This window comes from Pseudodesulfovibrio karagichevae, from assembly GCF_041414475.1.
GTDB lineage: Bacteria > Desulfobacterota > Desulfovibrionia > Desulfovibrionales > Desulfovibrionaceae > Pseudodesulfovibrio > Pseudodesulfovibrio karagichevae.
Map to the genome: position 1 here is coordinate 21,709 of NZ_JBGLYH010000013.1, position 12,132 is coordinate 33,840.

At 61.4% G+C, this 12,132-nt stretch carries 9 protein-coding genes and 1 tRNA gene; 8 read left to right on the forward strand and 2 right to left on the reverse strand.

The window, feature by feature from the left end; translation table 11 throughout:
• Positions 1-5 precede the first annotated feature (5 nt).
• Positions 6-1,514, reverse strand: a complete 1,509-nt coding sequence (gene lysS, locus AB6M95_RS06605) for a lysine--tRNA ligase (RefSeq protein WP_371385997.1) — start codon at positions 1,512-1,514, stop codon at positions 6-8.
• Between the two features lie 278 nt (positions 1,515-1,792).
• On the opposite strand from lysS, the gene AB6M95_RS06610 reads away from it, so the two are divergent.
• From AB6M95_RS06610 to AB6M95_RS06630, 5 genes are all read left to right on the forward strand, one after another.
• Positions 1,793-1,868, forward strand: a tRNA-Asn gene (locus AB6M95_RS06610).
• A 324-nt stretch (positions 1,869-2,192) separates the two neighbouring features.
• Entirely contained in the window at positions 2,193-2,873 is a 681-nt protein-coding gene (locus tag AB6M95_RS06615) for a substrate-binding periplasmic protein (protein ID WP_371385949.1), read from the forward strand.
• A 511-nt stretch (positions 2,874-3,384) separates the two neighbouring features.
• Positions 3,385-4,452 (forward strand): DctP family TRAP transporter solute-binding subunit, encoded by a 1,068-nt coding sequence (locus AB6M95_RS06620; RefSeq protein ID WP_371385950.1) that lies wholly within the window; start codon positions 3,385-3,387, stop codon positions 4,450-4,452.
• A gap of 105 nt (positions 4,453-4,557) precedes the next feature.
• On the forward strand, positions 4,558-5,037 hold the full coding sequence (locus AB6M95_RS06625; RefSeq protein ID WP_371385951.1) for a TRAP transporter small permease: 480 nt from the start codon (positions 4,558-4,560) through the stop codon (positions 5,035-5,037).
• 4 nt (positions 5,038-5,041) lie between these two features.
• Complete coding sequence (locus AB6M95_RS06630; RefSeq protein ID WP_371385952.1) at positions 5,042-6,331, forward strand: TRAP transporter large permease; 1,290 nt, start codon at positions 5,042-5,044, stop codon at positions 6,329-6,331.
• Between the two features lie 95 nt (positions 6,332-6,426).
• On the opposite strand, the gene AB6M95_RS06635 is transcribed toward AB6M95_RS06630, so the two are convergent.
• On the reverse strand, positions 6,427-6,759 hold the full coding sequence (locus AB6M95_RS06635) for a zinc ribbon domain-containing protein YjdM (RefSeq protein ID WP_371385953.1): 333 nt from the start codon (positions 6,757-6,759) through the stop codon (positions 6,427-6,429).
• A gap of 578 nt (positions 6,760-7,337) precedes the next feature.
• On the opposite strand from AB6M95_RS06635, the gene fdnG reads away from it, so the two are divergent.
• From fdnG to AB6M95_RS06650, 3 genes are all read left to right on the forward strand, one after another.
• Positions 7,338-10,379: a formate dehydrogenase-N subunit alpha gene (fdnG, locus tag AB6M95_RS06640; RefSeq protein WP_371385954.1), complete on the forward strand. Its 3,042-nt coding sequence runs from the start codon at positions 7,338-7,340 to the stop codon at positions 10,377-10,379.
• 11 nt (positions 10,380-10,390) lie between these two features.
• Positions 10,391-11,125, forward strand: a complete 735-nt coding sequence (locus tag AB6M95_RS06645) for a 4Fe-4S dicluster domain-containing protein (RefSeq protein ID WP_371385955.1) — start codon at positions 10,391-10,393, stop codon at positions 11,123-11,125.
• A 108-nt stretch (positions 11,126-11,233) separates the two neighbouring features.
• Positions 11,234-12,031: a formate dehydrogenase accessory sulfurtransferase FdhD gene (locus AB6M95_RS06650; RefSeq protein WP_371385956.1), complete on the forward strand. Its 798-nt coding sequence runs from the start codon at positions 11,234-11,236 to the stop codon at positions 12,029-12,031.
• Positions 12,032-12,132 lie beyond the last annotated feature (101 nt).

Genomic DNA, 12,132 nt, shown 5'->3' on the forward strand with positions numbered 1-12,132 from the left:
AGACCCTACCCGGCCTCCGGCCTGAGCAGCGGAAAGAGGATGACCTCGCGGATGGAGGCGGAGTCCGTGAGCAGCATGGCCAGGCGGTCGATGCCGATGCCCTGTCCGGCGGCCGGGGGCATGCCGTACTCCAGGGCGCGGACATAGTCCTCATCCATGAAATGGGCCTCTTCGTCGCCGGCCTCCTTCTCCTGAACCTGGATCTCGAAACGGCCCCGCTGGTCAACGGGATCGTTCAGTTCGGAAAAGGCGTTGGCCAGTTCACGGCCGGTCATGAACAGCTCGTAACGGTCGGTGATATCGGGATTGTCCTCGTTTCTGCGGGACAACGGCGAAATATCCGTCGGGTAATGATAGATGAAATGGGGCTGCACCAGCTTGGGCTCGACCAGGATGTCGAAGAGCTTGGCCTGGAGCTTGCCGAGCTTCTCGCCCGTGACGACCTTCTCGCCCTTCTCCCGGACCATGGCCGCGCACTTGTCGTAGTCGGTGTAGATCTCCGGGGAAACGCCGCCGATCTTCTCCAGCGACTCGTGGAAGGGAAGGCGCGTCCAGGTGCCCTGGGTCAGGTCGATCATCTCTCCCTGGTACGGAACCACGGTCGAACCGGTGACCTTCTTGGCGATGCGCGAGAACATCTCCTCGGTCAGGTCCATGAGGTCCTCGAAGGTGGCGTAGGCCCAATAGAACTCGAGCATGGTGAACTCGGGGTTGTGCTGGGTGTCGATGCCTTCGTTGCGGAAGTTGCGGTTGATCTCGTAGACCCGCTCGAACCCGCCCACCAGGAGGCGCTTCAGGTAGAGCTCGGGCGCGATGCGCATGTAGAGCTTCATGTCCAGGGCGTTGTGATGGGTCTCGAAGGGCTTGGCCGAAGCGCCGCCGGGGATGGCCTGCATCATCGGCGTTTCCACTTCCATGAACCCCTTCTCGTCCAGGATGTTCCGCAACTCGCGGATGATCGCCGTGCGGGCCAGGAAAATCTCCTTGGTCCGGGGCGTGACGATGAGGTCCACGTAGCGCTGGCGGTACCGGGTCTCCACGTCCTTGAGCCCGTGGTATTTCTCGGGCAGCGGACGCATGGACTTGGTCACCAGCTGGAAATGCCTGGTCTTGACGGTCAGCTCGCCGGTCTTGGTCCGGAACAGGGAGCCGGTCACGCCGACGATGTCGCCGATGTCCGTCTTCTTGAACAGCTGGTATTCGTCGGTGCCCAGTTCGTCACGGGCGGCGTAGACCTGAATGCTGCCGCTGCGGTCCTGCATGTGGAAGAAGGTGACCTTGCCGAAGGAACGGTAGGAAACCACCCGCCCGGCAATGGTGAACGCCAGTTCCGTTTTTTCGAGGACTTCGCCGTCCGTCTCGCCATACTGGTCCCAGACCGACTGGATTTCCGTATCCCGCCGGAAATTATTGGGATACAGGTCAATGTCGTTGTCCAGGAGAAGACACGCCTTTTCCACGCGCGTCTTGATGACGGAATTGAGTTCGTCCTTGGCCTCGAGGGCCTCGAGCATGGGCATGAACCGGGCCGCGTGGGGCGACTTGGTTGCGAGCTTGATTTTCTTTGTATTCTTAGTGTCTTGTCCCAAAATTTTGTTCCCTGTCTCCCTGTAAATCTAGATAAATGCGAGAGACGTTGAATCCGTAAGCCATATAATGGATGCCGTCAAGAAAATGGGAACCTTAGCCCCCGGTAAAACCTTATTTGCATTTTCCTGAAAAAGTCTACGCTTTTTGCTTGACCCCCCGAAACGATTTGTTTAAACACTCTCTCGCTTCGACGAAAAAATGTTCCCCAGTAGCTCAATTGGCAGAGCGGGTGACTGTTAATCACTAGGTTCGCGGTTCAAGTCCGTGCTGGGGAGCCAAAGAGAACAAGGCCCTTACGAGAAATCGTAAGGGCTTTTTCTTTTGTCGCGCCCGACCATCCCCACCCATCCCATTGAACGCAGTGACACTGCCGTTCCTTCGCACAGCTAAGACACTTCACTTTGCGCGGGGCGGAGCGTAATACATAATCCGGTAAACGCGATCCGGGAGCCGGTAGGTATGGCCGCCGCACGGAACGCGTACCGGCCTCGATCACAGGGAAACAACGGCAAATGAAATTTTTACGGCGTGTTGCGTCAATCCTCCTGTGCCTCTCCGTCCTCTCTCCGATCCCCTCCCCGGCGGAAGACGGCGTATTGCGCGTGGCCCTGGACCCCTTTCCCCCGTGGAAATACCAGAACGAGCTCGGCGAGCCGTGCGGCATGGACGTGGAGTTGATCGACATGCTCGCCCGGCGCATGGGCCTGAAGGTCGAATACGCCATGTATCCGTTCAGCCGCGCCCTCTATCTGCTGGAATACGGCGACGCCGACATGATGTCCGGCGTGTTGCGCCGCAAGGACCGCGAAGCCTACCTGTACTATCTCGAACCGCCGTACAAGGATCACAGCGACAAGGCCTTCTACTTGCTCCGCGGGCGCGGCCGCCTGCTGCGAACGTACGATGACCTGCATGTTCTGCGGATCGGCACGCAGATCGGCACCAGATACTTTCCGGAATTCGACCACGATCCCAAGATCGACAAGATCGCGGCCCGCTCGTTCGAACTCAATCTGCGCATGCTCGTCGCAAACCGCGTCGACGCCGTCGTCAACACCGAGATGACCGGCGATTACGAAATCCGCATGCTCGACCTGCAGGACACCGTGGTCAAGGCCCCGTACATCTATCGGAAAAAGCAAAACGTCTACGTAGTCCTGTCCAGAAAATCCCCCCTGGCCGACCGGCTGGACGAATTCAACGCGGTCATGGCCGATCTCCAGCGCGAGGGGGCCTTCCAGCGGATCGTCGACGAATACATCCGCGAGGCCCGCAAGCACTAGCGGACCGGCCGGGACGCAAGCCCATTCATGACCGATGAACCCGGCGCCGACCTTCCTGAGAATCCGAAGACGGCTGCCCTCCCCTTTTACGGATTACCCTCTGTCCGACGCACCCGCGAAGCGCCTGCCGAGGGTGGACTTTTGCAAACACCTGTGCTGATATCCTTCAACTTTCACGGCGCGCGGCCATAAGTCGCGTGAATCCGTATCCCTACGGATGCAATCGGAGCTTGGGGGGCCTGTTGCTTCGGGTTTCGTCCGTGGGTTGTTCAAGGGGGAGACCCGCAGGCCGGATACGGCATATCCTTCCGGCGATATTCGCGGAAATGCGCTGTTGACAGGCACCGTTTTCATCCCGTGCGGCGGCGGTTTTCGAGCCGCGCGGGATCGGAGATGGCACGGCACCCTTTGTTTACATATAGCTTTTGTCGGAGCATGCCCGCTCCCGGTCGTTTGCATCGCACCGGGGCATGCGGCTTCGGCATTCATTTTTTGCTGTGGAGAGTTGGTAATGTCGAATTTCAAACTGCTCAAAAAGGCGGTCGTGTTCGCGGCCGTGTTCGTTCTCATGGCGGTCATCACCGCCAACGCCGGATTCAAGAAAGAATACAAGATGCAGGTGACGGTCGGCCCGAAGCTGTACTGGGGCATGGGCGCCACCAAGTTCGCCGAACTGGTCAAGGAAAAGACCAACGGGCAGATCAACGTCAAGCCCTACTTCGGCTCCGCCCTGCTCAAAGGAGCGCAGCTGAAGAGCTCGCAGATGGTCGCCAAGGGCGTCATCGACTGCGCCATCGATTCGACCATCAACATCAGCCCGGTCATTCCCGAGGCCAACATTTTCCATCTTCCGTTCTTCCTTAACAACTTCGAAACCCTGGACAAGGTGAAGTTCGGCCAGGCTGGCGAGGCCGTGTTCGCGGCCATGCGGGCCAAGCGGATCGAACCCCTCGGCTGGGCCGAGAACGGCTTCCGCCAGCTGACCAACTCCAAGGTCGCGGTCAAGACCCCGGCCGACATGAAGGGCTTGCGCATCCGCGTGGTGGGCAACCCGCTGTTCATCGACACCTTCCGCGCGCTCGGCGCCGACCCGGTGAACATGAACTGGGGCGACGCGGTCGCCGGTTTCCAGCAGGGCGTCGTGGACGGCCAGGAAAACCCGGTCGGCGTCCTCATCCCCATCCAGATCTACCAGTACCACAAGTACGCAACCATGTGGAATTACGTGGTGGATCCCCTGATCATCTACTGGAACCAGCAGGAATGGAACGCCTTCCCCAAGGACATCCAGAGCGCCATCCTCGAGGCCGCCAAGGAAGCGGGCCGGTTCGAAACCGCCCTGAGCCGCGCGGGCCTGGACGGCGACAAGTCCATCAACATCCTGAAGGACGAATTCAACTACACCATGGAAGTTCCGGACCCCATTGCCTTCATGAAGAGCAAGGGCATGGAAATCCACATGCTTACCGACGAAGAACGGGAAGCCTTCGCCCAGGCCACGCGCCCTGTCTACGACAAGTGGATTCAGGAGATCGGGCCCGAGGTTTACGAGAAGGCCAAGGCCGACATCGCCCAGTAACCCCGATCCCTTCGTGACGACCGCGTCCTGCCCCGGAAAGCAGCTTTCCGGGGCAGGTTCTATCATGGGATTCCGCGTACGGAATCCGAAGCATGGAGCAAGTGTGTGAAAAAGTTATTATTCGGGTTCCCTCTCGGTCACTGGCTGGTGGCCATCTGCATGGCCGCCATGGTCGTGATCGCCTTCCTCAACATCCTGAGCCGGTACATCTTCCACTTCTCGCTGGCCGCGACCGAGGAAATAACCATCAATCTTTTCGTCTGGATGACCGTCATCGGCATCGGCATCGCGTTCGAGCGCGGCGGCCACATGGGCATGGTGACCTTCTTCAACATGTTCCCCCGCGCTCTGCAGAAAATTTGGATCATCATCTATTCGGTGCTCGCCGCCGGTCTCTTCGTGGTCCTGGACTATTACATAATCCAGGCCATCTACGACGAGATCACCCTGTTCCAGGCCCGTTCCGCAGCCCTGGATATCCCGGTGTGGATCTACTACCTGGGGTTGCCGGTCCTGTCCGTCTTCGTCTTCAAGGGCATCTACAGGGACGCCATGACCAAGCTGGCCGAACGGAAGGAGGATTAGCGCCATGGAATTTCTGCTCATCCTCGCCCTCTTCCTGATCCTGATGGTTATCGGCGCGCCCATCGGGACCTCCCTGGGCGTCTCGGCCGTGGCCACCATCCTGTACTTCAACCTCGGCGCGGAGATGCTCGGGGTCAACTTCGCCTCGGGCATCGCCTCGTTCCCGCTGCTGGCCATCCCGTTCTTCGTCCTGGCGGGCGTCATCCTGCAACGGGCGGGCATCGCCGCGCACATAGCCAACTTCTTCGAGTTGCTCGTGGGGCGCGCGACCGGCGGCCTGTCCATCGTGGCCGTGCTGACCTGCATGTTCTGGGGGGCCATGTCCGGCTCCGGCCCGGCCACCACGGCCGCCGTGGGCATGATCCTGCTCACCCCCATGCTCAGCAACGGCTACGGCAAAGCCTTTTCCGGGGCAACCATCGCCAACGCCTCGGACCTGTCCATCATCATCCCGCCGTCCATCGCGTTCATCATCTACGGCAACATCACCTCGGTGTCGGTCTCCGCCCTGTTCGTGGCAGGCATCATCCCCGGCCTGCTGACCGGCGTGGCCACCATGCTCGTGGCCTGGTACATCTCCTACCGGCGCGGCTACCGGGGCCTGGTCTGCCGAGGCTGCATGAAGGACCTGCTCAAGGCCCTGCGTCAGTCGTTCTGGGCGCTCCTGGCCCCGGTGGTCATCCTGGGCGGCATCTACACCGGCATCTTCACGCCCACCGAGGCGGCCGTGGTGGCGGTGTTCTACAGCCTGTTCGTGGCCGTGGTCATCTACCGGTCCATCGGCTGGCGCGACCTGATCGAAATCCTGGTGGAGTCGGCGGTGACCAGCTCCGTGATCATGTTCATCGTGGCATTCGCGGGCATCTTCACCTGGGCGGCCTCGGTCACCGGGGTCATCGACACCCTGGCGGACTTCATCATCCGGATATCCCCCAACGCCGTGGTCATGATCGTGCTGGTCAACATCCTGCTGTTCGCCCTGGGCATGATCCTCGACGCCATCTCGATCTCGTACCTGCTCATGCCGATCCTCATCCCGGTCCTGTCGGCCTTCCACGTGGACCCGGTCTTCTACGGGGTCATCTTCATCTCGGCCCTGGCCATCGGACAGGCCACGCCGCCCGTGGGCGTCAACCTGTTCACCGCGGCCAACCTGGTCGGCTGCGAGGTGGACGAGATCGCCAAGGAGGCCATCCCCTACGTGGCCATGGACTTCGTGGTCCTGATCATCATCTCGCTCATCCCGGCGCTGTCCCTCTTCCTGCCCCAATGGGCCGGGCTCTACACGCCGTAACAACCGAACAAAGTCCGGACGCAAAAAAACAAGCCCTTGCGAGACATCGCAAGGGCTTGTTCTTGTCGTGCGTACGGCCGGACACCACGTCCCGCCTACAGTTTCTTCACCACCGAAGTCTTCAGGAACATGACGCCATATCCCGGAATCCTGCAGGAGATGTCGTGGACGCCGTCTTCCGGCTCTATCAGCCTGATGTTCTTGACCTTGGTCCCCTTCTTGATCGAGGACGCGCCCTTCACCTTCAAATCCTGCGTCACGATGACGGTGTCTCCGTCGACCAGGACATTGCCGTTGGCGTCCTTGTAAACCTTTCCCTGCGCGTCTTCGGCTTGAAATTCAAATCCGCACTCGGGGCAGATGAGAACGGTGCCGTCGGAATACACATACTCGCACCGGCACTTGGGGCAATCGGGTAGATTTTCCATGAGTCTCCAAATTGGGTTTGTTGTTCCTGTCTCGGGTCCGAGCCGGATTGGGCAATACCGAATAGCCGCCACCGAAGCAATGCCAAACGAACCGGAAAATTCCCGTTTCGTTCGGCCGTCCCCCCACCTTTTCTTTCCTGATCGGCCCTGTTGCCCGGCTGGTTTCCGACTGTAACGACCCCCTTTTTCATTCCCTCGCAGCGGCACCGGACCTCTCGCCCCCCGCACCGTCCGAACCGCCCCCAACCACCCATGGCGTCGCGATTCTGCCTTATTTCCCTCATTTGGCGTCCAAAAGACTCAACAAGGATTTGGCACCGTGAATAAATCCCATGATTTTGACGTGTTGAAAATAACGAATCAGATTTATAAATATTTGTCATTTGCGATATCTATATTTAATCAAGCCTGCTCACCATAACGGTTTGACACTAAAAAGGGTCTCCAAACCGGGCCTTGTTCAAATGAACATAATGAAATCATGAACTTTTTAATGGTAATTACAAAATCGCTCAACATAAACTTCTATCCAATGCCCGTGCGGTGAGCGGTACGGCAAAACTCAAGGAGGCATCCTCATGAAATTGGATCGCCGAAACTTTCTCAAGCTCGCAGGGACGGGAGCTGCGTGCATGACGCTGGGGCAGTTGGGTTTCGACCTTGCTCCCGTCAAGGCGTACGCCGCGCAACTCAAGATCAGCGGCGCCAAGGAAATCCTGACCGTCTGTCCCTTCTGTTCCGTGAGCTGCAACGTCATCGGCTACGTCAAGGACGGCAAGCTGGTCAGTTCCGAAGGCGACCCGGACTATCCGGTCAATGAGGGCTCGCTGTGCGCCAAGGGCGCGGCCATGCTGTCCATGACCACCGAGCACAACCGGCTGCAAAGGCCCATGTACCGGGCTCCGTACAGCGACAAATGGGAGGAGAAGAGCTGGGATTGGACCCTCAACCAGATCGCCAAGCGGGTCAAGGATACCCGCGACAAGGACTTCATCCTGCGCAACCAGGACGGCCTTGCCGTCAACCGCATCGAGTCCATGTTCCTGCTCGGCACCTCCCACGCCTCCAACGAGGAATGCGCCCTGACCCACCAGTTCGCCCGGGCCCTGGGCCTGGTCTACATGGATCACCAGGCGCGCGTCTGCCACAGCTCCACCGTGTCCGCCCTGGGCGAGTCCTTCGGACGCGGGGCCATGACCAACCACTGGACCGACATCGCCAACGCCGACTCCATCCTGATCATGGGCAGCAACGCGGCCGAGCACCACCCCATTTCCTTCAAGTTCGTCCTGCGCGCCAAGGACAAGGGCGCCACGGTCATGCATGTGGACCCGAAGTTCTCCCGGACCTCGGCCCGGTCCGACTTCCACGTACCCCTGCGCTCGGGCACGGACATCGCCTTCCTGGGCGGCATGATCAAATACATCATCGAGAACAAGCGCTTCTTCCACGAGTACGTCACCGAGTACACCAACGCCTCCCTGCTGGTGGACCCGAAGTTCGGCTTCAAGGACGGACTGTTCACCGGCTACGACGTCATGACCCGCTCCTACGACAAGTCCACCTGGAACTACCAGATGGACGAGAACGGCGTGCCCAAGAAGGACAAGAGCCTGAAGGACCCGAACTGCGTCTTCCAACTGCTGAAGAAACACTACGACCGCTACGACATCGATAAGGTCTCCAAGACCACGGGCGTGGCCCCCAAGATCCTGGAAAGGGTCTACAAAACCTTCTCGGCCACCGGCCGCCCGGACAAGGCGGGCACGGTCATGTACGCGCTCGGCTGGACCCAGCACACCGTGGGCGTGCAGAACATCCGCACCTCGGGCATCATCCAGCTGCTGCTGGGCAACATAGGCGTGGCGGGCGGCGGCATCAACGCCCTGCGCGGCGAGCCCAACGTCCAGGGGTCCACGGACCACGCCATGCTCTACCACATCCTGCCGGGCTACATGGCCATGCCCGCAGCCCCGTGGCAGACGCTCGAACTGTACAACAAGGCCAACACCCCGGTCAGCCACGATCCCGAGTCGGCCAACTGGTGGCAGCACAAGCCCGAATACATGACCAGCCTGCTCAAGGCCTGGTTCGGCGACAACGCCACCGCGCAGAACGACTTCTGCTACAACCTGCTGCCCAAGATCGAGAAGGGACACGACTACTCGTACCTGTTCCTCTTCGACCGCATGTACAAGGGCGAGATCAAGGGCGGCTTCTTCATGGGCCTCAATCCCATGAACTCGGTGCCCAACACGCACAAGATCCGCAAGGCCATGGACAACCTCGACTGGTGCGTCTGCGCCGAGCTGCACAACTCCGAGACCACGGAGAACTGGCACCGCCCGGACGTGGACCCGAAGACGGTCAAGACCGAGATGTTCCTGTTGCCCTCGGCCCACCGCATGGAGAAATCCGGCTCGGTGACCAACTCCGGCCGCTGGGTCCTGTGGCACCACAAGTGTGTGGACCCGCAGTTCCAGACCCGGCCCTTCGGCGAGATGTACGTCCCGCTGTTCAACATCATCCGCGAGATGTACCGCAACGAGGGCGGCACCTTCGCCGCGCCCATCCTGAACCAGGACTGGCCCGAGAAGTTCGATCCCGATGACCTCTGCCAGCGCATCAACGGCCGCTTCCACAAGGACACCGAGGTCAAGGGCAAGATGTACAAGAAGGGCCAACAGGTACCGTCCTTCACGGCGCTCAACGCCGACGGCTCCACGTCCAGCCTGAACTGGCTGTACTGTGGCAGCTGGACCGAGGAAGACGGCAACAAGTCCCTGCGCCGCTCCCCGGAGCAGACCCCCATGCAGGCCAAGATCGCCCTGTATCCCAACTGGTCCTGGTCCTGGCCGGTCAACCGCCGCATCCTCTACAACCGCGCCTCCGTGGACCTGAACGGCAAGCCGTACAACAAGGCCAAGGCGGTCATAGAGTGGCAGGACGGCAAGTGGGTGGGCGACGTGCCCGACGGCGGATGGCCGCCCCTGTCCTCCGGCAAGGGCAAGCTGCCGTTCATCATGCAGACGCACGGCCTCGGCCACCTGTTCGGCCCCGGCCGCATGGACGGCCCGTTCCCCGAGCATTACGAACCCGCCGAGACCCCGGTGGACAAGAACCTGTTCTCCAAGCAGCTCTCGAGCCCGGTCTACAAGTTCACCACCAGCGCGCCCGACGTCCTGGCCAAGCCCGCCGATCCCAATTACCCGATCGTGCTGACCACCTACAGCCTGACCGAGCACTGGTGCGGCGGCGGCGAGACCCGCAACGTGCCCAACCTGCTCGAGGCCGAGCCGCAGCTCTATGTGGAGATGAGCCCGGAACTGGCCAAGGAAAAGGGCATCGAGAACGGAGACGGCGTGATCATCGAATCCATCCGGGGCAAGGTCCAGGCCATCGCCATGGTCACGGTGCGCATGCGTCCGCTCAAGGTGCACGGCCGGATCATCCACGAGATCGGCATGCCCTACTGCTTCGGCTGGACCACGCCCGGCAGCGGCGACTCCACCAACCGGCTGACGCCTTCGGTGGGCGACCCGAACACCACCATCCCGGAATACAAAGCGTGCTGCGTGAACATCCGCAAGGCGGACAAGATCACCGAACTGGCACGGTAGAGGAGACTGTCATGTCCAAAACGTTCCTGATAGACACATCCCGCTGCACCGCGTGCCGCGGCTGCCAACTGGCCTGCAAGGAATGGCACGGGCTTCCCGCCAACAAGACCCTGCAATGGGGGAGCCACCAGAATCCGCCGGACCTGAATCCCAACAACTACAAGCTGGTCCGCTTCCACGACTACATGGACTCGACCGGCACCATCCGCTGGAACTTCTTCCCGGACCAGTGCCGCCACTGCGAGGTTCCGCCCTGCAAGGAAGTGGGCGACGTGTACATCGACGGCGCCATCCTCAAGGACGAAAAGACCGGCGCGGTGCTCTACACCGAGAAGACCGCGCAGTTCACCCCGGAGCAGGCCGAAGAAGTGCGCGAGGCGTGCCCGTACAACATCCCCCGGCGCAACGCGCAGACCGGGCTGCTGTCCAAGTGCACCATGTGCAACGACCGCATCCACAACGGCCTGCCCCCGTCCTGCGTCCGGGCCTGTCCCACCGGGACCATGAACTTCGGCGAACGCGCCGACATGCTCAAACTGGCCAAGGAGCGGCTCGCGCTCCTGAAGAAGAAATGGCCCAAGGCCTCCCTGGCCGACCCCGAGGACGTCAACGTCATCTACCTGATGACCGACACGCCCGACACCTACCACAAGTACGCGGTGGCCGAGGCCAAACAGGTCGGCCCCATGACCAAGAAGCAGTTGTTCGCCAAACTGGCGAGCCCGATCAAGGCGATGAAGGCCTAAACCGTCCCGCCTCCGGAACCGGGCCGGAGCGTCCCCGCGACGCTCCGGCCGCCCGGTCCGGGACCGGGACGAGCGCGCTGCGCGAAAACGAACCGACAAGGACAGCCGATGCCCTCCACACAGTTCTCCCTGAGCGTCCGCACCCAGCCCTCCCGCGAAAGCGCCACGCCTCGTCCCGAAACGCCGGGCCAGGCGCGCGAACTGGTTCGCGGGACCTCCCTGGAATACTATTGCGACGGCTCACTGCACGGCCGCACGGCCATGGTGGCCGTGGAGGAAACCTTGCGCATCACCGTGTCCGGCCTCGAGGACATCCTCCTGTCGCGCACTCCGGGCGACGACGCGCACCTGATCGCCGGGCACCTCTTCTCCCTGGGGCTCATCCGCACACCGGCCGACATCCTCGGCATGGCCTTTCCGGACAACGATCCGGGCCGCGCCGTTGTCAGGCTCAGGCCGGTGAAATCCCGGCGCGGCCTCGGCCCGCTGCCGGACGGCCCGCGCATCGACCCCGAGCGGATCTTCCGGCTCCGCGACCGGTTCGAGCAGCGCCAGCGGCTGTACCACAGCACCCGGGCCACCCATGCGGCGGCCCTGTTCAGGGCGGACGGCGAACTGCTGGCCTACGGCGAGGATGTCAGCCGCCACTGCGCCTTCGACAAGGCCGTGGGCCTGGCCCTGGAGAACCGCCTCCTGGCCGGGGTGGAAATCGCCATGCTCACCTCCCGGCTGGCCTCGGACCTGGCGGACAAGGCGGCCACGGCCCGGATTCCGGTCCTGTGCGGCTTTTCCGCAGCCACCAGCGCGGGCATGGAACTGGCCGAAAAACACGGCATCACCCTCATCGGGCGCATCAGCGCGCACGGCTTCACGGTCTACGCCAACGGCTGGCGGCTCCGTCCCTGACGCCCCCTCCCGCTCCCTTCTCCCGCCCATCCAAATTTCCCGCTTTCCCGCTACGGGAATTATAATCACACAACCGATATTCTTCTGGTAGCGTTCTATCC

Bases quoted from the DNA above. Each gene is read 5' to 3' on its own strand.
- AB6M95_RS06620 (WP_371385950.1), top strand. From the start codon at position 3,385: ATGTCGAATTTCAAACTGCTCAAAAAGGCGGTCGTGTTCGCGGCCGTG.
- AB6M95_RS06635 (WP_371385953.1), bottom strand. From the start codon at position 6,759: ATGGAAAATCTACCCGATTGCCCCAAGTGCCGGTGCGAGTATGTGTAT.
- AB6M95_RS06650 (WP_371385956.1), top strand. From the start codon at position 11,234: ATGCCCTCCACACAGTTCTCCCTGAGCGTCCGCACCCAGCCCTCCCGC.
- fdnG (WP_371385954.1), top strand. From the start codon at position 7,338: ATGAAATTGGATCGCCGAAACTTTCTCAAGCTCGCAGGGACGGGAGCT.
- AB6M95_RS06645 (WP_371385955.1), top strand. From the start codon at position 10,391: ATGTCCAAAACGTTCCTGATAGACACATCCCGCTGCACCGCGTGCCGC.
- AB6M95_RS06630 (WP_371385952.1), top strand. From the start codon at position 5,042: ATGGAATTTCTGCTCATCCTCGCCCTCTTCCTGATCCTGATGGTTATC.
- lysS (WP_371385997.1), bottom strand. From the start codon at position 1,514: ATGCTCGAGGCCCTCGAGGCCAAGGACGAACTCAATTCCGTCATCAAG.